This is a genomic window from Streptomyces sp. 3211.6, assembly GCF_003634815.1.
Lineage (GTDB): Bacteria > Actinomycetota > Actinomycetes > Streptomycetales > Streptomycetaceae > Streptomyces > Streptomyces katrae_A.
Map to the genome: position 1 here is coordinate 6847485 of NZ_RBXC01000001.1, position 23524 is coordinate 6871008.

The following is a 23524-nucleotide window of genomic DNA, read 5'->3' on the forward strand; positions in this document are numbered from 1 at the left end:
TCGTCGGGTGGCTCAGGAGAGTTCGGAGGGATGCTGGGAGGCGGGTCCGTAGAGGGCTGCCGGCTTGCCGGCCATCAAGGCCCAGTAGCGGTCGCCGAAGGACCAGTGCCACCACTCGGTCGGGTAGTTGACGAGCCCGGCGGCGGTGAGCGCACGGCTGAGGGTGGCGCGGTGCAGCCGGGCCCCGGGGGAGAGGCCTTCGGCGAGGGTGTAACAGCGGCCCCTGCTCTCCTCCGGGCTGGCGTTGACGCGGGCGCCCATGTCGAGCTCGGTGCCGTCCGCGGTGGCGAGGGTCAGGTCGACGGCCGCGCCGGCGCTGTGCGGGGCGATCTCGGGCGGTGACACGTACCGGCTCGCCTGCGCCCGCAGCTCCTCCGCCGGCCAGTCGCCGTGGGCCGCGCGCAGCTCGGCCGCGTATTCCTCGAAGTACCGCTGCTGCAGTGCCGGCGGGCGGAACCCTTCGACGACGAGCAGGCGCAGCCCTTCGGGCAGTAGCAGCTGCGCTTGCAGGAGCCGGTCGAGGACGCCGGAGCGCAGGTGCGCGAAGGCGTACGCGGGATCGGAGCGGCGGTCATCAAGGAGGAGCTCTCCGCCGGCCCGAACGTCGGCCAGGGGCTCGCCGTTCTCCGCGACCGGGATGGCGGCGACCCGAGGGTCGGACATCAGGACGATGCTCATCTAGACCTCCCAGTCCCAGGTGTCGAAGTACGCCGGGATCCCGGTGCGGCGGGCGGCCATCACGGCCTCGAGCCGGGCGTGGTCGTGTCCCGGCATCAGGCGCTGCCACTCGGGGACGGCCAGGGCACGGACCTCGTCGTGTTCGTCCGGGTCCAGCACGATCCCCGCAAGTTGCCCGGGGGTGAGTCGGCCGCTCGAAAACCCATCCCGCGGTGGCCAGCGGCCAGTTCTTGCCCGGCAGCCCGAACACGGTGGCCAGGAGCTTCGGCGGTCCCTCCACGCGGAGGCCGGTCTCCTCCAGGCACTCCCGCACCGCGGTCTCCCAGGGGCGCTCGCCCGGGTCGGCGACGCCGCCCGGCCACTGCCAGGGGTGCGTAGTGGAGTAGGTGGCCCGCAGCTGGATGGGCCGGTCGTCCTCGTCGGTCAAGAACACGGCCCCGAACATGGTGGCCTTCGGCAGCGTCGCAGCGAACTCCTCCGGAGGCAGCCACTTCCGCTTGCTCACGACGCGTTCCCTTCTACGGTGGTGGGGAAGCGCGTCATCCGCATGAGTGCCGGGTCGGCCGCGAAGCCGAGCTGCTCGTACAGCGGGGCGGAACCATCGCTGGCGTACAGCTCGTACAAGGTCACCCCCTCGTGCTCCAGGTGGTCGAGCAGCGCGGAGAGGGCGGCCTTGGCGTAGCCGCGGCGCCGGTGGGCGGGGTCGGTGGCGACCGCGTGGATTCGCGCGGCCAGACCCTTGGGGTATTTCGGGGCGGGAAGGACGGGGTGGACCAGGCCGAGGGCGCAGGTGGCGAGCCCGCCGGCGGGGGAGTCGACGACGTATGCGCGGGCGCCACCGCCGTTCTGGAGGCGTAAGGCGAGCTGGTCGGTGCACGTGGTGAGCCTGGTTTCGTCGAGGGGTTCGCTGAGGATGTTTTCCGACCGCAGGCAGGCGATCTCGGCGGCATCGGCAGGGGTGGCGAGGCGGGGTTCGGGCACGGGGGTCCTTCCTCGAACGGGTAGAAGTTGCAGACAGGCTAGGGATGTTGGGTTCGGAGTCGGCGCAGGGTGCGGTGGCCGCGCTCGGTGACCTCGGGGTCGTCGTGGCTGGTGCCGTAGGCGATGCCGGACACGGCGTCGAAGGCGGCGTCGCAGTCCAGGCGCAGCTCCTCGGCAGGGGTGAGCACCCTGCCGTACCCGTCAAGGAACGCGGCGCGCAGGTCAGGCCTTCCGGTCCAGGTGTCGCACAGCCGCACCATGTCCCGGGTCGCGGTGTTGTACTCGGACCGCTCGAAGTCGAACAGCAGCGGTTCACCGTCGCCGTCCAGCAGGACGTTGCGGTACTGCAGGTCCCCATGCGTGGGCACGAGCGTGGGCTTCGGGAGGTCCGCATATGCGCGGGCCAGGGCGAGGACCAGATCCTCATCCCCGTCGGCCAAGTACGGGCGGGCCCCGTCCAGATGACGCTTGATCTTGTCCGCGGCCATGGCGGCTGCGGCGGGCCGCTCGGGTGCGCTGCGGTGAAGGACGCCCACGAGACGGCCCAGGGCCTGCTGGACGCGCGCCTCGTCGGCGGCGCCGAGGACCATGCCGTGCAGCGGGTGTCCGGGCAGCGCGGTGACGACGACGGCTCGCGCTGGGGTGTCGGCGGCGACGAGACGGGGAGCGCGCCCTCCAAGGGCCGGCACCCAGGACCGGTACGCGGTGACCTCCCGGTCATGGAACTTCTCCCCTCGGTGCCGCTTGAGGTACCAGGTGCCGCCCCCGGGCCCGGTCAGTCGCCATACCCGGCTGCCGGTGCGCACCCAGGACACCTCCGTCGCCTCCACGATCCGGCCGACGGCCTGCTCGGCGAACACCCGCAGCCCGTACGGCAACTCCATCCCGCCGACGGGCGGTCCGCTCAGCAGGCGGGTGCGGTCGGGGCCGTCCGACCGGTGCTCGATGGCGTCGCCCGGCTGTTGGAAGTGCACGGCGGCGGGCAGGTGGGCGCGGTAGGCGTTCAGACCGGCCCGGCAGTACGCCACCATCGGGTCGGGCAGGGTGTCCAGCGGGTACCAGTCCATGCCGTCGCACCGGTCCGGCTCCATGATCCGGGGCCGGCGCGACCAGTGGCGGACCTCGAAGAAGACGCCGATACGGGACCGGGATCCCACCGGTGGGCGGTGGTGGACGGTGACCGCCGCGGTCACGTCCTCCGCCTGGATGCGTACGCCTGTTTCCTCCAGGGCTTCCCGGATGACGGCCTCGACCATGTCCTCGTCGGGGTCGAGGTGCCCGGACGGCAGATGCCACAGGCCCGACGCGTACACCGGTCCGGCCCGGCGGGACAGCAGCACCTGCGGTCCGCTTTCGCCGTCGCGGCGCAGGATGAGGTGGACGTCGACCGGCACCGTGTGCCGGGCCCCGCCGCTCACCGTGCGGCCCCGGGGCGGCGGGCGAGCAGCACGGTGAACACGCCGTCCTCGTACAGGACCCAGTCCCGCGCGTGCTGGAGCAGGAGCTCCTGAGCCTGGTCCTCGAATGCGGCGTGGTCGGCGAAGAGGTTGGGCCGGGCGAAGCTGGTGGACCGCAGGTATCCCAGGACGCTGCGGGGGGTCCACGTGCGGGTGAAGGGGATGCGGTGCTCGGCGATGTCGCTGAACGCGGATTCGGAGAGGTCGTCTTCGTATCGGCGGCCGGGCTCGCGATAGGTGCCGGTGGTGCCGGCGCGGCGGTCTGCTCCGAGGTGGGACTGGATCAGGCCCTGGAGCGCGACGGTCCATTCGGCCTGGTGGGTCCACAGGCTGCCGTCGCCCATGATCGCGACGGCGGCGTGCGGCGCGGCCACCCGGTCGGCCATGGCCAGCACTGCCGGGCGGTCCATCCAGTTTCTCTGAACTAACAATCGCGCCTCCGTTGGAGTGGCTCTGACGGCGGACGAGCCACCGTTGGACCAGGCAGCGGTGGTTACGATGGCGTCGGTCAGGGCTTTACGCGGGCGTGGTCAAACGGCGATGCTCACGCTCTTGCACGCACGCAAATGATGCCCCGCAGCGCGGCATGGTCGTTCATCGGCAACCGTTCCCGATACTGCCCACGCTGCGGTGGTTAAGGCGGCAGCAACGGAGCGACGTGTTCCCACAGGTCATCAGGCCCGAGATCGTCCAGCACGCACAGGACTCTCTTAAACGATCAGCGGGAGTCCCCGCGCATGTGCCGGTTCGACCTCCGAAGCCTGGGCTCGTGCCCAGCTGGCGCCGGTACAGGAGTGCGCGAGACAGCCCCAGTGCTGGTGACGGGTCGCCATGCCGCCCGGGGCCGCCCGATTCAGCTAGCCTCGCGCTTTCATGAAGCGGCCTGTCCGACGGGCGGTCAGGTAAGCAGAAAGTGCCCCTGACCAGCAAGAATGAGGATTGTCGAGGTCCTTGTTCCTGCCATGCCGGAGGCACTTCCCAGGTGAAGAAGCGTATCGGGTCCTATCCACGTGTCCGCGTTGAGGGCGGCGGTCGCGGAGTGGTGTCCCAGGCCGGGGCCGTGCTCCTGGTCGAGACCGCCCGCAAGGCCGGGCTGGACCAGGCGATATCGACGGCACTGACGCCGTGGCGACGTTCACGGGCGGTGCACGATCCAGGGAAGATCCTGCTGGACGTGGCCCTCGCGGTCGCGCTGGGCGGGGACTGCCTCGCGGATGTCGGGATGCTGCGGGCCGAGCCGGCCGTGTTCGGGCCAGTGGCCTCCGACCCGACGGTCTCCCGCCTGATCGACACCCTCGCCGCAGCCGGGCCGAAGGCCCTCTTCGCGATACGGGCAGCTCGGGCCGAAGCCCGCGAGCGCGTCTGGAACGTGGCCAGGAACGAGGCCCCGGACGCCGCTGGACAGGTGATCGTGGACCTGGACGGGGTGCTCGTACTGGCCCACTCCGAGAAGCAGGACGCCACCGCGACCTGGAAGAAGACCTTCGGACACCATCCCCTGATGGCCTTCGTCGACCACGGAAGCGGTGGCAGCGGAGAGCCGGTGGCCGGCCTGCTCAGGCCCGGCAACGCGGGCAGCAACACCGCCGCCGACCACATCACCACCGCCCAACTCGCCCTGGCTCAACTGCCGAAGAAGTACCGGCGCGGACGCCAGACGCTGATTCGTACCGACTCCGGAGGCGGCACCCACGAGTTCGTCGCCTGGCTCGCCCAGCGCGGCCGGTGGCTGTCGTACTCGGTCGGCATGACCATCACCGACGCCATCCACCAGGCCGTCCTCAAAGTCCCCGCGACGGCCTGGACGGCGGCGATCGATCAGCATGGCCGCCCCCGGCAGCGCCCGCAACCGGCACCCGACCACCCGTGCGGGCACCGCTCAGTGGGCGCCCCGGAACAGGAGCACCACCGACTGCCCCTCGGCCAGCGCCGCCTCCAGCTTTCCCTGCAGCGTGCTGACCGGCGCGGGCCACCGGGCCGGGTTGTCGGGGAAGTAGCCAGTGGAGATCAGGCCGTCCGGGCTCGCCGCCCAGAGCAGCTCCCCGTCCGATCCGATGAGCTCGGCACCCCGGCCCGACCGGCCGAAAACCGCCGACCGGACCAGCACGGCGTGAACGTAGTCCCCGTACACCGAGCGGAACTTCGTGGTGATCTCCGCGCGCAGCGCGGCGTCCGCGGGGGCGGTCGAGCCGAGCATCGCCAGGTAGCGCGCCCGGTCCAGGCCGTACGCCTCGGCGATACCGAGCTGCTGCGCCCACTTCCACGCCTCGTCGGGGTAGTTCGCCCGGCCCAGGACGTGGCGGTAGAAGTGCTCGTGCAGGTTCTGCGGATCCCAGCGGAACGCCGCGAGCTCCGGGACGGCCGCACCGAGCCGGCGGAAGTCCGCGGCGCGCGACTGCAGGGTGTTGAACGTGGTGATGTGGCCGCGCAGCCGTACGGGCTGGGTCTCCAGGAACCTGGCCAGCTTTGCCATGCTGCCGCCGTCGCCCAGGAAGGTCCGCAGCGCCCTGAGATCGGCTCCGCCCGGGCGCAGCGTGGCGAGGACCAGGGCCCGCTGCTCCTCGCTGAGGCCGTCGAAGGCGGCGTTGATCCGCCACGCGGCCTGGGGGGAGAGGGATGCCGTCTCCGCGAGGCCGGCCGGGTCGCCGACCAGTCCGAGCCGGGCCGCCACGCCGTCGACCTGCCGGCGGCGGAAGCCCGCCCGGTCCAGGGCGAACTCGGCGTCCGGGAAGGCCGGCAGCGCCGGGCCCGGCGCCACGGCGAGCCGGACCGCGGGTCGGCGGTCCAGTCCGGGGAGCCGTCCCGCGGCGTTGCGCGCCGCCCCGGCGGCGATCGCCTTGGCGGTACCGCGCATCGACACCACGGTCAGCAGCCCGCTGACGGCCGCTCGGGCCAGCACACCAAGGATCCGGGTGAAGCGCTCGGTCTCGAACCGGCGCCGGCCCTCCTCCGGGCCGAACTGCCGCTGCAGCTGCGCCAGAGCCCCCGCGCCCATCGCCGCGTCGATGTCCCGCAGCTGGACGTACGTGTCGTAGGACAGCAGGAGCGAGTCGGACAGGTGCGCCCCCAGGTCGACGTAGAGGACGGCGTGCTGGAACCTCAGCAGTCCGTTCAGCCGTCCGGCCGTCTCGATGGTCAGCGGAGCCCCGGAGGCGATGGACCGGGTCATGCCCGCGGCGACCCCGCGGGCGACCGCGCCTCCCAGCGAGGCGAACGCGGTGGCCAGGGAGACCAGGTCGACGGCGGTCTCCCGGTCCCATTCGAAGGCGTCCTGGTGCACCCGCTCGGCGAGGTTGACGGCGCTGAGCACGCCCCCGGCCACGGCCCCGGTGAGCACGATCGCGCCGACGAAGACCGAGGTGGGCGGGAACGCCAGCGCGGCCGCGACGCCGACCACGGCCAGCCCGGCGGCGATCGCGGACAGCCACTCCCAGGCCGTGCGCTGGTAGCTCTCGGTGTCCGTGGCGAAGTCGAAGGGCTTGAGGTGCAGCCGGTCCATGCCGGGCCACTCGATCCGGGCCAGGATCCGGCCGGGCGGGTAGTTGCCGCGGAAGGACGTCCGGGCGTCCTCGAACGCGGCCCGCAGCGCCGCCTCGGGGCTGGGCCCGGTGCCCCGGTAGGTCCGGTAGAACGCGGGGTAGGTGAGGTCGATCAGCAGCCAGGTGTGCCCCGGGCCCTCCGGCACGGAGGCCGGCCCGACGAACAGCGAGATCGGCCGGGACTGGGCGGTGCGGCGGTCGGTGAACAGCGCCCGGACCGGGAACGGCCCGGCACTGGTCGGGCCGTCCAGTCGCCTTTCGAGGCCCGCCACCGCGTCGCGCAGCTCGCGGACCAGCGACTCGTTCGGGACGGGGGCGCGTTCGGCCTGGCGCAGCCTGGCGCGGGCCGCGTCGAGGAGCGCCTGCGCGCTGGTGGACCAGACGGGTTCGGCACCGGGGGCGCGGGCGGCCCGCTCCAGGGTGGCCAGTTCCAGCGCCATCTTCTCCTCCAGCCGCTGGACCCGGTCGGTCCTGCGCTCGGTCACCGGCTGCGGGGAGGCGTCCTCGTAGCTCAGCCGGACCTCGCACTCCACCTCGTACTCGCCGGCCCGGTCGAAGCGGTGGGTGAAGGTGGAGCGGGACGGCTGGGGGCGGTCCACCGGCACCCGCTGCCGCTCGCCGTGCCGGTCGTGCTCGATCCGGTAGACCTGCCAGTGGAACTGCACGAAGGCGTAGACCAGCGCCAGTTGGAACACCGGTGTCCAGCGGTCGGCCTCGTCCACCCGCCAGATCTCCACCTCGGCGAGGTAGACGGTGTCCGCGCCGACGGTGGCGCTGCCCTGGTCCGTCCGCTGGATGCGCAGCCGCGGCCACAGGTGGTGGCGCCGGGCCGCGTGCACGGTCACCTCCGCCACGTCCGTGTCCGGGACGGTGAAGTTCACGGTGAGGTCAAGGTCCTGCGGGTTGCCGAGGTCGTCGAGCCGGCGCGTTCCCCGGTAGAGCTGCCCCGGGCTGTGTGGCCGGGCGATGACGGTGTACTCGCCGCTGGGCAGGTCCACGGGGTGTGGTCCGTCCGGCGCCCGGCGGGCGATCCGCAGCGCGCGCAGCGTCGGCCCCTCGCTGGTCGGGGCCAGGTAGTACAGGCGCGGGGTGCCCGCACCGGCCGCCGTGAGGTACGTGCCGTAGCGGACCCCCGCCGGGTCGGTCCAGCCGGCGAGGGGCCACCGGGAGCGGATCAGCCCGCTGATCGCCGCGAGGCCCGGTCCCTGGGCGGGGACGCCGGCCCGATCGGTGTCGAGGTGGACGCCCTGGCCGGCCGACGGGGCCGTTCCCGAGGCCGCTCCGGGCGCCGAGGGCTCGGCGGGCTCGGGCGGCGCAGCCGGCGCCCCGGTGCGATCGGACGCACCCGGGTCGGCCAGCGGGACCGCCACCGCCCGGCCCCGGTCGTCGTAGCCGGGCACGGTGTACGTGTCGGCGGTCACCCGCCTGCCGCCGTCGAACCGCTCCCGGGGCCGCTCGCGCGGCCGGGGCGGCACCACCTCGCCGGGCGCGGCGGCCTCCACGGCGCGCCGCACCGCCTCGCGCACGGCCGAGGCCAGGCGCTCCCGCTCGTCCTGGGGCCCGTCCCCGGCCGCGCCACCGGGCAGGTGGTAGCGGCGGCTCACGGCGTGAACTCCACGAACCGCCCGCTGCGCGGCACGATGAACTCGTTCAGCTCCGGGATGAGCACGCCCGGGAGCTGGAGCTGGTCGTACCCGAACCGGACGTCCACGGTGCGCGGCCGGCCGGTGACCTCCTTCAGGCCGGGTGGGCGGGGCAGCGGGGTGGCCTCGCCCACCGGCGCCCCGGGCGGCCGGCCGGCCAGCGGGGCGGGCACACCCCGCTCGGGCACGGCCTGGCTGCGCAGGGCGCGGAACCAGCCCTCCTCGACCTCGAAGACCTTCAGCCGGGCACCCGGCCGCGCCTGGAGCAGGAACTCCACGGCGCGCTCGAACACCCCGAAGTTGAGGTTGACCGCGCCGTCGCCGACCACCCGGGCGCTGCCGCCGGGACCGATCACGGTGCGCTCCCAACTCGCCGCCGGCGGCGTGCCGCCCTCCACCCGGAACACCACGCGGTTGCCGGTCCGGCTGCGGAAGATCGGCCGCACCAGCCGCTCCAGCAGCTCGGGGCGGTTCTGGAAGTGCGTGCCGGCGGGCAGCCGGATCCAGGTCTGCGCCCCGGCGCCCCCCGCGCCCGCGCCGGCCTCCAACCGCTCCAGGGCCCGTTCGACGTCGGCCGGCGTCGGCAGCTCCGGCAGGCGCGTCGCCCCCCCGGCCGCCTCCGCCCGCGCCTCGGCGGCCCTGGAGCGGATGCTCCCGACCTCGGCCCGCAGCGCGTCGGCCTCGCCGCGCAGTGCGGCCGCGCGTCTGGCGTTGCCGGCCAGCTCCCGCTCCAGCTCGGCGGCCCGCAGCTCCTGCCCGGCCGCGCCGATCCGCAGCGACGCGGCGAACTGCCGGCGCACCACCTGGGCCGGGGTGCCGGACGGGACGGGTTCGGCGGCGACGATGTCCAGCTCGGCGAGCAGCCGCAGCACGGCCCGCTGCTCGGCGGGGGAGTACCGGGACAGCCGCCCGAGGAAGGCGGCGAGGTCCCCGGAGGTGGCGAACGTCCCGGCGGCCAGCCGGCGGGCCGCCGCCTGGTCGAGCGTAGCCAGCACCTCCAGCAGCCGCACGGTTCCCTCCGGGCTGGTCGCGAAGACCCGCGCGACGGCGTACGCCCGTGCGGGGGCGACGGCCTCCAGCGCCGGGAGCAGCCGCGCCAGCCCGGCGCTCGCCGCACCCGTGAACCGGGCGCCGCTGAGTTCGAGGACGTGCCGGGCGAGTTCACGGCCGCCGAGTTCGGTGGCGACCCCGACCAGCCGGGCGGCGATCGCGGAGGCGAAGCCCCAGGCCGTCGCGTCGCCCATGAAGGTGGCGAGCGTCGCCCGGAGGTTCGCCAGCGCCTCGGTCGACACCAGCACCCACTCCCGCGCGCCCCAGCCCGCGGCGCGCAGCCGCGCGGCGGTCCGGGCGGCCGTGGTCAGCGTGCCGCGCGCGCCGACGAGGACGGCCTGCAGCGCCGGGGCCAGCACGAACTCGGCGACGATCCCGATCAGCGCGCCCAGCGCCATGTTCCGCACGTACGTGTCGATGCCGGACCAGGAGCCCTCGCCGGTCGCGATGGTGACCACGTCGTGGGCGAAGGTGGTCAGCCCCGCCGACGCCGCCCCGCCCACGGAGCCCTTGATCAGCGCCTGCAGCGCCCAGCCGGTGACGGCCTGCCGCAGGGTCGCGGTGCCCACGGCCTCGGCGGCCCAGCGCGCCGGGAAGGCCGCGATCCGGAACCCCGTCGCGAGCAGGTAGCCGTCCAGGGCGGCCATGAGGACGCCGCCCAGGGTCAGCCGGGCGTCACCGAAGACCACCCGGTACAGGTAGACGAGCTCGGAGAGGGCGATGGCGCCGACGACCGCGCCCGTCCCGCCGCCGAGGGCCACCAGGGCGGAGACCAGCCCGATCTCCCAGGCCACGACGGCCGCGCCGATGACGGCGATGACGGTGCCGGCGGCCTGGTAGACCTCGCCGGCGCGGCCGAGCCGCCAGTAGACCAGGCGCTCGTCGAAGCCGCCCGCGGGCTCCCACACCGGCTCGCCGGCCCTGGTCCACCTCTTCTCGCCGGCCACCCGCTCAACGAACTCGAACCGCACGTGGACGGCCGGCAGCCCGCCCTCCTCCTGCTGCCGGACCTCCAGCAGACGGATGCTGCGCTCGACGGTGACGGCCTGGAAGTCGCCCTCGGTGAGCCGCACCCGCTGGACGGCGCGGGCCAGCACCTCGCGGGCGAACCGCTCCTGGTCGTAGCCGCCGCGGTCCTCGCCGCGGGCGATCCGGCCGATCAGCGCGACCCGTTCGGCGTCCAGTGCCTCGCGCAGCGCGGCGACCCGGTCCGGTCGCAGCCGCTTGAGTTCGCGGCGGGTGGTGTAAATCGAGTCGACCTCGCCGAGGACGCCGTTCACCACGACCGTCCTGCGGGGGTCACGGTCCAGCAGGACCCGGGAGGGGTCGGTCCGGTAGCCGTGGGCGGTGCCGGCGAGCCGCTCGGCCCGGAGCGACTCGCGCAGCCGCACCACGCCGGGGTGGGCGGCCCAGGAGGTGGCCAGGCTGAGCCGGAGCAGGCGGTGCCGCAGCCCGAAGTGCCGGCTCGCCGCCACCGCGTCGTACAACCGGTCGAAGTCCCCGGCCAGTTCGGTGAGCACGTACTCGAAGAGAGTTCCGCCGGCGGGACGCTCCATCGGCGGGTCGCTCTCGAACTCGCGGCGCAGGAAGTCGTCCATCGCCTGCTGCCAGGACCGCTCGGCCGGGTCCCCGGGCAGCAGGCGGCGCAGCCGGGCCGCGAGGTGGCGGGCGCGCGGCCGGTGGCGGGCGGCGCCGAGTCGCTCCTCGTCGACGGTCAGGACCGCCCTGGCGTACAGGCACCGTCGGCCGGTCTCCAGATGGAACACGTCCGCCCGGTCGTCCAGTCGGCGGGTCGCCGCGTCGGACCAGCCGGCGGCCCGCTCCCGCAGCGCCGCCGGTAGCCGGCTCAGGGCCGCGTCGGTCAGCAGGAGCAGCCGGTCGCCGGCCACCTGGCCGTCACCGGCCGGGAGGCGCTGGTCGGCCCGGCGGGCCAGCAGCAGGGCGAGCGCGGCCGGCGGGGTGCGTCGGCGTACGGTGAGCGGCTGGAGCCACACCGGCACAGGAGTGCGGCCGAACTCGGCCAGGTACTGGGCGGCCGCGAGACCGAAGCGGGTCTCGAAGTCGGCGGTGTCGAGGCAGAACGCCGCCTCGGACAGCGGGAGTCGCAGCAGCAGGTCGGGGTCGAGCGCGGCGAGGCCGGTGAGTTCGACCCGGGGCAGCGCCATGAACGCGAACAGGGCCCAGCCGCCGTGCCGGAGGGTGGCGGCGGCGCCGGTGCCGTCGATCCGGCGGGCGTTGTGCGGGCCGATCCGGCCGATCCGGTCCGTGAGGGCGCCGTGCTCGTCGAGGGCGAGCAGCGCGGCCCGACTGTCGTCGGTCACCCAGATCGCCGTCGCCAGCACCCCGTCGGGGCCGACCCGGGCCAACTGGGCGGCGCGCTCGTACAGTTCGGCGGACAGTTCGGCGAGGGTGCGGTCCCGGCCGGTCCGCACCCACCAGACTCCCGCCCAGCGGGCCTCCTCCTGGATGTCGTCGTACAGCACCCGCTCGGGCAGCGGCCCGCCCGCGTTGACGCTCCCGACAAAGTCGAGGAACCGGCCGACGCGCGCGCGGAAGTGCACCGTCCGAAGGACCGTCCACGGCCGGTCCGAGGCCCGGACCGGCACGCCCTGCGGGCGTCCGCCGTCCTGGTAGGACGCCACGGCGTAGCCGCGGTCGCCGTGGCGCGCCGGCTCGTACCGTTCGCGGATCCCGGCCGGCCGGGCCGGGGCGCGCCGGCCGAGGCGGGCGGCCAGCTCCCGCTCGGCCTCGGCCATCCGGGCGCGCACCGCCCGGGTCAACGTCCGGGTCAGTTCCTCCAGTTGTGCGTCGGTGGGGGTGCCGACCACGCGCACCGTGATCGGGATGTGGCAGTCGACCCGCACGGTCAGCGGCCCTCGGCGGTCACCACGGCGACCACGCGGATCCCGCCGAGGTGGCGGCCCTGCTTGGTGTGCTGGACGAGGTCGAACGCGTGCACGGTGCCGATCGGGTCGTTCGGGTCGAGTCCGACCTCCAGCTTCGCCCGGGTGTGGCGGTGGTGGTTGTCCCGGTCGAGCGGCAGGTACGGGCGGCCGCGGTGGCCGCCGTCCGTCTCCAGCTCGAAGGTGAGCGGCTTCTCGGACAGCCGCAGCGGGACCGGCTCGCCCTCGCCGGTGTCGATGACCAGGCGGTTCTCCTTGTCACGGGTGATGTCGCGCCGGGAGAGCAGGACGCTCTGCAGGCCGGGGGCGACCAGCTCGGCCTCCTTGAGCGTGACGACCGCCAGGACCGCCTCCTCGACGTCCTTCGGCAGCGGGTTGACGCGGAAGCCCATCGTGGACAGCCGCTCCATCCCCCGGGCCACCGCCCAGAGGGTGATGTTGCGCTGGCCCTGGTGGGCGTCGGCGCAGATCTGGAAGGTGTCCACACCCGGCGTCAGGTCCTTGCCGTCGTACGGCGGGTCGGCGAGGTTCCGGTCCTGGAAGGCGTTGGCGAACAGGCACAGGTGCCCGCCGTTGGAGGCGGAGAGCTGGGCGGCGGTGGGCGTCCACGGTCCGCAGGCGAACACCACGCCGTTCGGCGCCCGCGTCACGGAGGGGACGGTCTGGGCGGAGCTGACGAACTCGGCGATCCGCTGGGCCGGGCTGCTCAGCCCGATCTGCGGGTCCATCACGTAGGCGTGCACCTTGACGAACGGGAGGTCGGTGGCGCCCGTGTTGCGCACCTGGACCTTGATCACGCTCGGCTGGTCCACCTCGGCCGTGGTGTTGTCCGGGCGCGGCGGGTCCAGCCAGATGCTCTCGTTGGTCCACGCGTTGGCGCAGGAGTTGAACGGGCGGGAGCCGTTGTCGCCGGGGGCGACCCGGATGTGGAGGGTGCCGGCCATGGTGCTCTCCTTCGGCGCGGTCGGGTCGTTCAGCGGTCGGGTCGTTCAGTCGGCGATGTACGAGATCTGGAAGCCGGTGAGGGTGATCACGTCGGCGGCGACGGCGTTGTCCACGGTCGCCAGGAGGAAGTAGCGGAACTGACTGAGGTTGACCCGGGCCAGGTTCTGGTCCGTGATGGTGTCGGTCCGGTCGAACGGGTTGGTGTCCGGGGACACCCGGACGATCCGGTCGGGCGCGGCGCCGCCGGCGGCGACCAGGGGAGCCCGCAGCAGAGAGACCCGGACGATTGCCGTCGCCCCGGTGTTGGTTCCCAGCGCCCGCAGCGACAGCAGCCGCACCTGGTCGGGCAGCGGGACGGTCATCAGACCGGAGACGTTCGCCGCCCCCTGCGGCCGGACCGCGACCCCGGTCGGATCGTGGCTCCAGCCGGGGGAGGGCGAGACCGGGACGAGCGCCGGGCTCAGCGTGATCGAGGTGGGCTTGGCCGGCGGACGGACCGAGAGGGCGGCGATGGCCGCGTCGAGCTTGCCGACGGCAGTGGACACCGCCCCGAGGTCCGCCTCCAGGGTCCGGAACCGGATGTTGAAGCCGACCGGCCCGCCGGCCTGCACTCGGTCGACGTTGTCGACCCAGTCCGTGTGGTGGAAGGTCGGGGTGAAGCTGACTCCGCTCATGGGCTCGTCTCCTTGGTCCGCCGCGGCGACCCGCTGCGGACACGGAACTTCGGGAAGGTGTGGTCGGGGTTGGCCGCCAGGGCTTCGCCGCGGATCTCGATGACGCGCTCGCGGATCGCCCGGGTGCTCACCTCGACCCCGATCGGGTGCAGGGCGTTGAGGATGTTCATGATCAGGTCGTACTGGTCCTTGGAGATGACCGTGTCCGCCGGCAGTTCCGGCCGCAGCCGCACCTCGAAGGTGTAGGGCGCCGGCCCGTCGCCCAGCAGGTAGGCGGCCTGGACCCAGACCGCGCCGGCCCGCACCCCGGTCAGCCGTGGTGTCGGCTGGGTGGTGGTGCTCCAGCTCGTCAGGCCGTTCGCCGGCGCCCCGGACGCCCAGTCGAGGCGGGTGTCCGCGCCGACCGCGGCGGGCGGTGGCACGACCCGCAGGTCCACGGACTCCCCCTCGTCGACGGTGTCCGGGCCGGCCACGGCGACCAGCGGCTGCGCCGTGTGCCGCAGGACCACGTCGGAGCCGGCCCGCCGGACGTGGCCGAAGCCGGCCGCGTGGGCCGCCGCGGCCAGTCGACCCGGGGGAAGGCCGCGGTGCCGGACGGTGAGCCCGCGCCCCTGGGCGGCCAGTTCGTCGCCGGCCGGATCGAAGGCGCCGACCACGTTCAGCTTCCCGACGATCTGCTGGCGGTCCAGCTCGCCCAATAGCGCGTCGAGCCGCTCGGCCACGCCGTGCTGCACGAGCCGGTGGTTCGGGTCGGTCCCGTAGACCGCGCGGGGATCGTCGTGCCGGGTGAGGAACACCGGGTCGAAGGCCGGATCGGGCCCGCCGACGACGTCCACCGGCGCACCGAGGGTGCCGTCGGCGGCGATCTGCCCGCCGTCGGCGAGGTCGGCCGGGCCGACCCGGAGGGTGCGGGTGGCGCTGAGCGTGTGGCCGCCCCGGCTCACGTCGACCTTGACCACCACGCCACCCGGGTCGCCGGCCCGCAGGGTGGCCGTCCCGGCCGGCCCTTCGGTGACCGTGGCCCGGCCCGGACCGCACGGGACGGTCAGCCACCGGACGAACGCGTCCGCTGGAAGCGCCGGCCGGACGGCCAGCTGCACGGCCGAACCCGCCGTCAGGTCGGTGGGCCCGGCGCCGGGCGGGGTCAGGTCGATGCCGAGGTGGTCGCCCACCGCGCACGCGGCGTACACCGGGTCGGCATCACCGGGGCACCGGACGAAGTCGAAGCCCGCTCGGTGGGCCAGCGCCGCCAGCCGACCGGGCGGCAGGGTGCTGTGGCGGAGCATCAGGGCGCGTCCGGTGGCCCGGAGGTCGTCGGCCCGGGGGTCGAAGGCCGACTCCACCCGCAACCGCCCGGCCGGGGCCTCGGCCGCCGCCAGGTCGGCCAGCCGGTCGAGCGGGTCGGCGACGACGAGTTGCAGCCGGTGCGGGTCCGGCGGCAGCTCGTACGGCCGGACGTCCCGCGGCGGCGGAGGCGTGTAGTCGACGTCGGCGCGCTCGTGCCGCAGCAGGTACACGGGGTCGAAGAGCTCCTCGTCGGCCGCGGTGCCGACCGTGTCGGCCTCCGCCACCCGGCGCCGTCCGTCCCGGTCGATGACCTCGCCGGGCAGCAGGCCCACCGGTACGACGGTGACGACACGGGTGCCCCGCAACACCCTCCGGTTGGCGTCGTCGACCACCAGCGGGTGGTCCGTCGACCCGATCCGGCCGACGGCGGTGTTCAGGACCTCGGTCAGGTTGGCGGGCGTCGGCAGGATCCACCGACGGAAGATCCGCAGCCGGCGGCCGTAGTGCTCGTCGCTCTCGCCGAGGACGGGGAAGAAGTCCGTCCGGGCCACCGAGGACAGCCGGACCTCGTCGATCGTGCCGAGGAACCCGCTGCCGGCGGGGCCGATCAGGAGCGGTGCGGTGCCGCCGACCGCGCCGAAGGGCCGGCCGAGCGGCTTGTGGTCGCGGGGCTTCCCGTCGACGTACAGGGTGACCAGGCCCGCGCCGCGGTCGAGCACCGCCGCGACATGGCTGAACCGGTCCGTGGGCAGCGACAGATCGGCGAACAGCTCCACGGTGGAGGTACCGTCACCCACGGCGAACCGCAGGTTCCCGGGCAGCCCGCGGCCGAAGTCGCCGGTGCCGAGCACCCAGCCGGCCAGGCCGGTCGCCGGGTCGGGGTGCCGGGTCAGCAGCAGACCGTCCGACGAGCCCGGATCCGGGCGGACGAAGCACTCGACGGTCGCGTCCGCCGTCGGCCCGATGTCGAAGTCGGGGCTGCTCTCGACCGTGACCACGGCCGCGGGGCCGGCGAAGCGGAAGGCCCGTCCGTACCGGCTGGGGCTGCCCGGTTGGACCGGACCGCTGATCGTGCCGTGATGGCCGGTGCGCCCCGGGTAGCGCCCGGTCAGGTCCTCCACCTGCGGGTCGGCGCCCGCCTCGTCGTCGAGGTGGTACAGCGCGATGACGTGCTCGTCGTAGCCGTACGGCAGCGGAGGGAAGCGCGGCACCCCGAGGTCGGCCCCGATCAGGTCCAGGCTGGCGCCGGTGGCCCTGGACAGGTGGCGCTGCCCGAGCGTGCGGGCGAGCTGGTGGCGCAGCTGGTCCCGCTCCGCGCCGAGGGCCCACAGCAGCTTGCCCGTCGTGCCGAGCAGCGCGGTCAGGGACCAGCGCTCCGCGGCGCTCCCGTCGGCCGGCGCCGGCGTCGTCACTAGGCCGGTCAGCGTGGTGTCCTCGGTGGTCCCGTCCGGGAGCCGGAGGGGGTAGGACGTTCCGGCCCGCGTCCCGGCCGCAACGGTGAGGGAGACCGGGCCCCCGGCGCTGCCGGGCCCGGCGAGCTCCAGAGCGACGACGGTGTCGCGCTCGCAGTCCCGCAACAGCGCCAGCACGTAGGTCGGTTCGGCCGGATGCCCGAAGGTTGCCCGGTGGTCCCGGAAGTCGTACGGGGCGATCCGTGCGGCGGCCGGGTCGGAGCCCGGAAGGAGTGTCAGCGCGAGCGAGTCCGCACCGCGGCCGAACGGCGTCGTGAGGTGGCGCGCCATCCGGACCGCCGTCAGGGTGCTCATCGGACCACCACCGTGAGGTCGATCAGGACGCTCTCCGGCCGGAGGACGGCCAGTTCGGTCGGTCCCATCACCAGGTTCTCGCCGACGGCGGCCTCGACCACCGCGGTCTGGTGCGGCACGGCGCCGAAGGTGATCCGCCCGAAGGCCGGTGGGCACCGCCGCAGGTGCAGCTGCTGTACGTCGACGACCCCGGGCTGCTCGACGAAGGCGGCCATCACGTGCGAGTACCGGACGTCGCCGCCGAGCCGCAGCCCGCCGATGTCGGCGGCCAGCCGCCGCAGGATCGCGGACTGCAGCGCGCTGCTGTCGGATCCGGCCTCGACGATCACCGTCGCGCGGACACCGGTCTCGATGTGGTTGGCCTCGACGATGTTGGCGTGCACGCCCACCGGGCGCACCCGGTCGACCGCGGCCGACACGCGCTCGTACACCCCGGGCACCGGCCCGGTCGTCCGCCACGGCCACCGGTAGTCGTGGGCGACCAGCACGTCGAAGAAGTACGGCTCGCCGATGTGGCGTTCGGTGCTGAACTGCCGCTGGTCGAAGGTGAACATGTCGAAGTAGCTCTGCGACACGTCCACGCCGCCGAGCGGGTCGGACAGGACGACGTCCACGACCCCGTTCACGTCCAGCACCTCCTGGCGCACGCTGTCCAGGGTCCACAGGTCGCGGGCGAGCCCGGTGAGCCGGGCGCGGTAGACCTCGTCGGATTCGCGCCGCGCGCCGCCGGTGGTGGGGGAGGGGTTGGTCACCGTCAGGGTGGCCGGGGCGAAGTCCCCCAGGTACACCTGCTGCCAGACCGGGTCGACGACGGTGAGGGTGTCTTTGCCCCGGTCGTAGGTGTCGCCTCGGTCGACCGCGGCGACGGTGACGTCCGCGGTGGGGGCGGTCGTGCCCAGCCGGGCCGCGGCGGTGGTGGCGAAGGCCCGTACCGGCGCGGTCGCCGTCGTGACGATCGTCCCCTCCGGCACGACGTAGCCGCGCCCCGGAGCCGCTCCGGCCAGGGTGAACCGGACGGTGCCCTCGCTGAACAGGTCCCGGCGGGTCAGGCCGACGTCCTCGCCGAGCAGGTCGAGGGCGTCGCCGTACGCGGTGGAGACGAAGTTGGCGTAGTAGAGGTCCTCCATGAGCTTCCAGACCTCGGCGTCCTCGTGCGCCGCGACCTCCAGGAGCTTGCGCACCGGGCTGGTGCTGGACAGGTCGATACCGAGGACGGCCTTGACCCGGTCGACGCCCTCCTGCAGAAGGATGTCGAAGGGCTTAAGGACGAATCCCTCTTCGGTGACTCCGTACTCGGTCATCGGACGCTCACACCCCCACTTCGACCAGCAGCGTGGCCGGCTGCTCCGCCACCGTCTCGACCTCGACCCGGACCTTCCAGGACCGCGAGGTGCGGAACTGCGGATCCTCGTCGAAGGTGATCTGCCGGATGTCGTTCACCCGCGGATCCGTCACCAGCGTGCGGACCAGGTTCAGCTCCAGCAGCTGGCGGATCAGCTGGGGAGGGTGCGCCTCGGTGAAGGCCCGCGTCACATCGAGCCCGTAGCCGACGTTGAACTCGTCCGACCCGAACGGGGTGAGAACCCGCAGGGTGAGGGCCTGGAGCAGGTTGGCCGTGCCGCTGACCTCGGTCAACTGCCCGTCTCGCACGACCAGATCGCCGTCCTGCATCAGCAGGCTGCGGCCGAACGGTCCGTCGTTCACGTCAATCCTCCTGGGTTGGCCGGCTACCGGGCCGTCAGCTTGGTCTGGCCGGCCGAGGCGACCTGCCACATGACGGGCGCGGGCGGCGTCGCGTTGGTGAGTCCCCGGGCGGTGTCCAGCAGCACGGGCTGGCCCCGGACGGCGAGGTCGGTGCTGAGCCCGGCGATGACGGAGGTCACCTTGAGGCACGGGGTCTGGCCGGCGGACGCGTTGGTGTTGGTGCAGCCGGCGATCGTGGCGGCGGCGAGGTCGCTCTGGACCAGGACGGGCTGTCCGTCGACGGTGAGCGAGGTGCCGGCGGCCGGCACGGTGAGTCGGCCGCCGTGGATGCACTGGAGTACCGACGCGGTGGTGAGTGCGCTGGGCATCAGGTCACCTTCACCGAGGGGCCGTCGAGCGTGAGGCTGACCTGGCCGTTGCCGAGGGTCAGCTTCTTGGTCGCGGCGGTGGTGATGGTCACGTTGCCGTCCTTGTCCACGGCGATCTTGGTGCCGCTCTGGTGCTCGATCGTGATCGTGCTGTCGGTGGGGGGAGTCGGCCGGGTGCCGACGTTCGGCAGCTTGTCGGCGCCGACGAGCAGGTGGATCCCGGCGACCTGCACCACCCGGTGGCCGGTGGCGTCGGTGAGGTCGTTGGCGCCCTTGCCGACCGGGAGCCCGTCCGGGCCGAGCTGGGTGGGCAGGGCGAGCCAGTAGTCGCCGGCCCGGTTGCCGGGGTGTGCCTGGGCCGGGTTCTCCGGCCAGAGGAATCCGGTCACCACGGCGTCGTTCACCAGGCCGCGGTTGTGCGCCAGGACGGCGCGCATCTTCGGGTACACCGGTGTGATCAGGCCGCAGTTGTGGAACGCGAACGGGGAGGCGATCGGCTTGTTGTGCAGGTCCACCGCGGTGTCGACCGGGGACGCGACGCTGGGCGCGACCACCGCGCCGGACGGGCTCTGCCCGTAGTGCATCGAGGCCAGGTGCTTGCCCTCGGCGCCGGGCGCGTAGGCGGTGACCTCTCCCACGTCGATGGCCGGCCGCTCCTGCTGCTGGCGGTCCACGACGTCCCGCCAGCGGTCGACCACGCCCTGCACCCCGCCGCCGACCTGGGCCCGCTTACCCGCCTCGGCGACCACCAGCTTGACGTCCACGGTGTAGCCGGAGCGGGAGCCGAACCGGTGGAGGACGGCGCTGATCCGCATGGTCTGGTCGGGGACACCCTTGACCCCGGTGATCGAGGCGACCTGGCCCACCCGCAGCCCGGGGTGCCCCAGGGCGGTCAGACCGAGCGCCGCACGCATCGGTACCGCCTGGGTGGTGGCCGGTGCCGGTCCGGGGTCGGGCCCCGAGGCCTGGGCGCTCTGCGCGGACCGGGCCACGGTGTCCTCGGCGCGGCTCTGGTCGAGGGAGACCAGGTTGCGCTCCGGGTCGAAGCCGACGGGCGCGCGGTCGGCCGGGTTCCCGACGGCCGGCCCGAGATAGACCATCTTGTCCCGGACGACGAGCGGCACGTCCGCCCGGCGGGCCAGGTCGCGCAAGGTGTCCAGGGCCGACCCGTTCCCCGCGGTGAAGTTCTCCAGCGTCCCGGTCAAGGCGGAGCCGGTGGCCAGCTGAACGCCGGCCTGCGCGGCGACGGTTCGGGCGAACTCGGTGACGTCGGTCGGCGCGAGTGCGCTCTCGGCGGTGGGCGTGTTCCGCAGCAGGTACCCGCCCTCCTCCTGGCCGGTGAGCACGGTGCGGGACGACCCGTCCTGGTCCACGCTGCTGGCGATCGAGGTGAGCCGCCCCTGCAGCACCGGATCGAGGCCGGTGGTGGTGGCGGGCTCGTCGAAGTACCCGAGGTGGATGAGGACCTTGAGCGGTGTGGTCGCCACCTTGGCCCGGATGAGCTCCACCGTCGGATCGGGCAGGTTCACCAGGGTGAGCTCGAAGGTGTCCGCGGCGGCGCCCTCGGTCATGGTGACGGTGATGTCGGCGTCCAGCACGAGCGAACCGCTCAGCAGGTCGTTCGAGACGGTGACCGGAAGGGCGGCGCCGACCAGCGACGCGACCGCGGCGAGCGGACCGCCGCCGCCCGGCCCCAGTTCGGCGATCTCGACCTTGTACCAGATGACCAGGCTCATCGCAGCGCCACCCCGCCCACCACCACAGAGCCGAACTCGCCGACCCCGTTGAGGTTCTGCCGTGCCACCCGCATGGTGGGGAAGGTCAGGGAGAGCTCGCCGGCCCGGTACTCGACCCCCGGGACCAGCTTGCGACGCAGCAGCGCGACCAGCCCCGAGGGCTCCTCCCGGGCAACCCGCAGCACCAGGAAGGCCCCGGCCGCGGGCAGGTCCAGGACCGGATCGGCGGGCGCGGCGCGCAGGACGTCCTCGGCCGCGTTCACGTACAGGTGGAACTGGTAGATCCTGGCGCCCAGCTGGAGCCGGAACGCCTGGGGGAAGCCCTCGGTGGGCTCGATCGGCAAACGGAGATAGCTCGGTGTTGCCACAATCCCTCCGGCTACATCGGGCCTCGCGGCGTACGGGGAATCGGATTCGGCGGCGGGCCGCTCGGGAGCGCCGCCGTCGCGACGGCCAGCGCGAGGTCGGCGGCCTCGCCGATCGCCGCCGTGACGGCGGACCTCGGCACCTGCTGCAGGGTGATGCTGACGTCGAGGGCCTCGCGCTTCTGCACGTTCTGGGTGAACCGCAGGTCGGTGATCTGCATGTCGAGGCTGATCGTGAACCCCGACACCACCGGAATGCCGGCGACGGCCAGCAGCGGCGCCGCGGTCGAGACGAGCAGCCGCGACGTCAGCGCCATGACCTCCAGCGCCTTCTTCAGCAGCAGGCGCTCCGGCCCGATCAGCATCGCCTCGATGGCGATGGTCTTCGTCGTCGGCTGGGTGGCCTGGGAGAACCGGCCGCCGGCGATCCGCTCGATCCGGTAGCCCTCGTTGATCGTCATCGACTGCACGTACAGCAGCGGCACCGCGCCGACCAGCACCGGGATGTTCGCCCCGCTCACAGGCGGCTCGTCAGCTCACGTTCGAACTCGCTGAACACGTGCGTCGCGACCTGCTGGACATGGCTGTCGCTCAGCGCGCCGACCACCTGCACCTCCACCGGGAAGTGAAAGTTGATCACCGTCCCGCTGTCGCCGTGGGGCGACAGGATCGCCTCGCCGCCCACCGCCGGGACGACGTACTCGCCCTCGTGCACCAGCGCGATCCCGGTGCGCTCCACCCGCCCGCCTCCGTCGTACGACGGCAGCGCCACGGTCGAGTCGTCCTCGGCCACGGCTCAGGCCTCCAGTCCGACGGTGAGCGCCAGGCAGTTGAAGCTCGCCTGGGGGACACCGTCGATGACGACGTTGCTGGGACTGGCCGAGGTGACGACGCAGCGGGCGAACTTCAGCGAATTGAAGGCCCAGTCGGTGCCCTTCTTCTCCGCGACCGCGATCGAGAACTCCGCGCCGTTGGTGGCCAGTTCGGTGAGGTCAGCGACCGCCGACGCCACCGCGGGCACCGCCATGGTGAAGGTAAAGGTGAACGGCTGCCGGACGTATCCGACGTTGTCCGCCTCAATGCTGTGGATCACCGTGTGGGGCACGTTGAACGTCGGTGTGAACGTCGAGATCGGCGTGATGGTGGCGTCGCCGAGCTTGACCTCCAGCCGGGTGTTCCAGTCGGCCATGCGCGTTCTCCTCCTCTGCGGCTCTGCGAACTCTTCGAAGTCTGGGGACTCATCGAACTCTGGGGGCTCTGGGGACTACTGGAACTTCAGCGCGATGTTGAGCCGGTGCACGGCCGCGGCGTACTCGACCGTGACCAGGGCCTCGACCACCCGCTGCGCGTGGGCGTTGTTGATCTGTGAGCCCTCCGAGGGCGTCAGGGTCGCCGGATTCTTGTCCAGCAGGCGCAGCAGCGGAATGTCGATCTTGTAGGAGTCGAGCACCTCGGCCCGCTGCAGCGGATCCAGGACCGACTCCATCTGCCCCACCAGGGCCCGCAGCCCGGACCGGCTGATCCGCAGGTTGCCGATCGTCTTGATGAGCTGCGCCTTCAGCCGGAAGGAGACGTCGTCGACGGTCCGTACGATGTCGATGAACTTCTTCTTGCCGGGGGCGCTGCCGCCGGTGTACCCCTCGCCGAGGTAGACCCCCTGGCCCGGGATCAGCGACGGCGTGGTGAGCCAGTTGACGCCGAGTCCGGCCGGGCCCGAGGGCAGCGGACCGGTCTCGACCTCCGTGCCGTTCAGGGTCTGGATCTGGGTCGGGGTGAACGGCGGGCTGGTGATCTGGACCTGCTTCAGCAGCATCGAGACGTGCGGCGCGTGCCCGGCGATCGTGCCTGCCACCGCGGCGGCGGCGTCCTCGTCGCTCTGGTGCGCGATGTAGACCATCCGGTCACTGGCCAGCGTCCCGCTGACGATCGACGGATCGGCCGATCCCTTGGTCAGCATGGCGACGCCCATCCGCTCTTTGCCGTCGCCGCCGGTCTGGGAGACCTCGTCCACGTGCTGGACCAGGAGTGAGATCGCCCCCTGGCTGCCGTTGACGGCGCCTGACGTCGAGTCGAGGGGGAGGTTGGCGAGCACCACCAGCTGGACGTCGAGGGCGGCCACGGCGTCGAGGGCGGTGCCGTAGTCGGGCGCGGCGTCGTCGACACGGACCCCCCACACCAGGGAGGGCCCCGGGGACTGCCGGAACGCGAGCCCGATCGAGGCGCCCAACTCTCCGGGAGCCTGGCGGCGCGCCTCGGCGGGGTCGGTGAACATGAGCGGTACCCCCACCTGCGCGATGTCGGCAGGGGGAGAGCTCGGACCGGTGACCTTGCCGATCACGGCGATGTTGCCGAATGTCCGTGTGACGGGCGCGAACAGGTCGACCGTGGGGTTGACTCTGATGTATCTGACGGTCATCCGCCGTCTCCG

The 23524-nt window shown here is 73.3% G+C and carries 19 protein-coding genes and 2 pseudogenes; 1 reads left to right on the plus strand and 20 read right to left on the minus strand.

All coding sequences use genetic code 11. The annotated features are described in order from the left end of the window. Window positions 1–12: 12 nt before the first annotated feature. The 6 genes and pseudogenes from BX286_RS31470 to BX286_RS37630 all read right to left on the minus strand — a co-directional run bounded on the left by BX286_RS31470 (window position 13) and on the right by BX286_RS37630 (window position 3526). The gene (locus BX286_RS31470) at window positions 13–678 is read right to left on the minus strand and encodes a M15 family metallopeptidase (protein WP_121017043.1); all 666 of its coding nucleotides are present in this window, start codon (window positions 676–678) and stop codon (window positions 13–15) included. Beyond that, window positions 679–837 (minus strand): hypothetical protein, encoded by a 159-nt coding sequence (locus BX286_RS37940; protein WP_315974787.1) that lies wholly within the window; start codon window positions 835–837, stop codon window positions 679–681. It lies immediately after the preceding gene. Between the two features lie 160 nt (window positions 838–997). After that, window positions 998–1123, minus strand: a pseudogene (locus BX286_RS37945) (NUDIX domain-containing protein); the annotation flags it as partial. 56 nt (window positions 1124–1179) lie between these two features. Beyond that, a complete protein-coding gene (locus BX286_RS31480; protein WP_187344227.1) occupies window positions 1180–1659 on the minus strand; it encodes a GNAT family N-acetyltransferase in 480 nt (159 codons plus the stop codon). A gap of 38 nt (window positions 1660–1697) precedes the next feature. Continuing rightward, window positions 1698–3077, minus strand: a complete 1380-nt coding sequence (locus tag BX286_RS31485) for a phosphotransferase (RefSeq protein WP_261993562.1) — start codon at window positions 3075–3077, stop codon at window positions 1698–1700. Further along, window positions 3074–3526 carry a hypothetical protein gene (locus tag BX286_RS37630; protein ID WP_261993563.1) on the minus strand — a complete coding sequence of 151 codons (453 nt, stop codon included), beginning with the start codon at window positions 3524–3526 and terminating at the stop codon, window positions 3074–3076. Before BX286_RS37630 ends, BX286_RS31485 begins: the two co-directional genes overlap by 4 nt. A 572-nt stretch (window positions 3527–4098) precedes the next feature. Between BX286_RS37630 and BX286_RS31490 the strand changes: the two are divergent. Then, a pseudogene (locus tag BX286_RS31490) lies at window positions 4099–4953 on the plus strand (IS1380 family transposase); the annotation flags it as partial. A 42-nt stretch (window positions 4954–4995) separates the two neighbouring features. Here the strand turns inward: BX286_RS31490 and BX286_RS31495 are convergent. From BX286_RS31495 to BX286_RS31560, 14 genes are all read right to left on the minus strand, one after another. Then, window positions 4996–8259 carry a hypothetical protein gene (locus BX286_RS31495; RefSeq protein ID WP_121017047.1) on the minus strand — a complete coding sequence of 1088 codons (3264 nt, stop codon included), beginning with the start codon at window positions 8257–8259 and terminating at the stop codon, window positions 4996–4998. Beyond that, a complete protein-coding gene (locus BX286_RS31500; RefSeq protein WP_121017049.1) occupies window positions 8256–12212 on the minus strand; it encodes a hypothetical protein in 3957 nt (1318 codons plus the stop codon). The genes BX286_RS31495 and BX286_RS31500 overlap by 4 nt, the downstream gene beginning before the upstream one ends. Window positions 12213–12214: 2 nt before the next feature. Beyond that, complete coding sequence (locus BX286_RS31505) at window positions 12215–13195, minus strand: hypothetical protein (protein WP_121017050.1); 981 nt, start codon at window positions 13193–13195, stop codon at window positions 12215–12217. Window positions 13196–13240: 45 nt separating this feature from the next. Continuing rightward, window positions 13241–13870, minus strand: a complete 630-nt coding sequence (locus BX286_RS31510) for a hypothetical protein (RefSeq protein WP_121017052.1) — start codon at window positions 13868–13870, stop codon at window positions 13241–13243. Then, on the minus strand, window positions 13867–16923 hold the full coding sequence (locus BX286_RS31515) for a LamG domain-containing protein (RefSeq protein ID WP_121017053.1): 3057 nt from the start codon (window positions 16921–16923) through the stop codon (window positions 13867–13869). The genes BX286_RS31510 and BX286_RS31515 overlap by 4 nt, the downstream gene beginning before the upstream one ends. Next, window positions 16920–18224: a baseplate J/gp47 family protein gene (locus BX286_RS31520; RefSeq protein WP_121017055.1), complete on the minus strand. Its 1305-nt coding sequence runs from the start codon at window positions 18222–18224 to the stop codon at window positions 16920–16922. The genes BX286_RS31515 and BX286_RS31520 overlap by 4 nt, the downstream gene beginning before the upstream one ends. A 7-nt stretch (window positions 18225–18231) precedes the next feature. Next, window positions 18232–18627, minus strand: coding sequence for a hypothetical protein (locus tag BX286_RS31525; RefSeq protein WP_121017056.1), 396 nt, complete (start codon window positions 18625–18627; stop codon window positions 18232–18234). A 23-nt stretch (window positions 18628–18650) separates the two neighbouring features. Further along, on the minus strand, window positions 18651–18995 hold the full coding sequence (locus tag BX286_RS31530) for a hypothetical protein (RefSeq protein ID WP_121017058.1): 345 nt from the start codon (window positions 18993–18995) through the stop codon (window positions 18651–18653). Further along, complete coding sequence (locus BX286_RS31535) at window positions 18995–20731, minus strand: hypothetical protein (RefSeq protein WP_121017059.1); 1737 nt, start codon at window positions 20729–20731, stop codon at window positions 18995–18997. The genes BX286_RS31530 and BX286_RS31535 overlap by 1 nt, the downstream gene beginning before the upstream one ends. After that, window positions 20728–21075, minus strand: coding sequence for a hypothetical protein (locus tag BX286_RS31540; protein WP_121017061.1), 348 nt, complete (start codon window positions 21073–21075; stop codon window positions 20728–20730). Before BX286_RS31540 ends, BX286_RS31535 begins: the two co-directional genes overlap by 4 nt. A gap of 35 nt (window positions 21076–21110) precedes the next feature. Beyond that, window positions 21111–21617 carry a hypothetical protein gene (locus BX286_RS31545; RefSeq protein WP_187344228.1) on the minus strand — a complete coding sequence of 169 codons (507 nt, stop codon included), beginning with the start codon at window positions 21615–21617 and terminating at the stop codon, window positions 21111–21113. Beyond that, window positions 21614–21889, minus strand: coding sequence for a hypothetical protein (locus tag BX286_RS31550; protein WP_121017062.1), 276 nt, complete (start codon window positions 21887–21889; stop codon window positions 21614–21616). The genes BX286_RS31545 and BX286_RS31550 overlap by 4 nt, the downstream gene beginning before the upstream one ends. A gap of 3 nt (window positions 21890–21892) precedes the next feature. Further along, the gene (locus BX286_RS31555) at window positions 21893–22285 is read right to left on the minus strand and encodes a hypothetical protein (RefSeq protein ID WP_121017064.1); all 393 of its coding nucleotides are present in this window, start codon (window positions 22283–22285) and stop codon (window positions 21893–21895) included. Window positions 22286–22360: 75 nt separating this feature from the next. After that, on the minus strand, window positions 22361–23512 hold the full coding sequence (locus BX286_RS31560; protein ID WP_222842063.1) for a hypothetical protein: 1152 nt from the start codon (window positions 23510–23512) through the stop codon (window positions 22361–22363). Window positions 23513–23524 lie beyond the last annotated feature (12 nt).

What these genes read in the sequence shown, in the direction of transcription:
- BX286_RS31555 (WP_121017064.1), bottom strand. Translation starts at nt 22,285, where the DNA reads ATGGCCGACTGGAACACCCGGCTGGAGGTCAAGCTCGGCGACGCCACC.
- BX286_RS31560 (WP_222842063.1), bottom strand. Translation starts at nt 23,512, where the DNA reads ATGACCGTCAGATACATCAGAGTCAACCCCACGGTCGACCTGTTCGCG.
- BX286_RS31470 (WP_121017043.1), bottom strand. Translation starts at nt 678, where the DNA reads ATGAGCATCGTCCTGATGTCCGACCCTCGGGTCGCCGCCATCCCGGTC.
- BX286_RS31535 (WP_121017059.1), bottom strand. Translation starts at nt 20,731, where the DNA reads ATGAGCCTGGTCATCTGGTACAAGGTCGAGATCGCCGAACTGGGGCCG.
- BX286_RS31520 (WP_121017055.1), bottom strand. Translation starts at nt 18,224, where the DNA reads ATGACCGAGTACGGAGTCACCGAAGAGGGATTCGTCCTTAAGCCCTTC.
- BX286_RS31515 (WP_121017053.1), bottom strand. Translation starts at nt 16,923, where the DNA reads ATGAGCACCCTGACGGCGGTCCGGATGGCGCGCCACCTCACGACGCCG.
- BX286_RS31510 (WP_121017052.1), bottom strand. Translation starts at nt 13,870, where the DNA reads ATGAGCGGAGTCAGCTTCACCCCGACCTTCCACCACACGGACTGGGTC.
- BX286_RS31530 (WP_121017058.1), bottom strand. Translation starts at nt 18,995, where the DNA reads ATGCCCAGCGCACTCACCACCGCGTCGGTACTCCAGTGCATCCACGGC.
- BX286_RS31505 (WP_121017050.1), bottom strand. Translation starts at nt 13,195, where the DNA reads ATGGCCGGCACCCTCCACATCCGGGTCGCCCCCGGCGACAACGGCTCC.
- BX286_RS37630 (WP_261993563.1), bottom strand. Translation starts at nt 3,526, where the DNA reads ATGGACCGCCCGGCAGTGCTGGCCATGGCCGACCGGGTGGCCGCGCCG.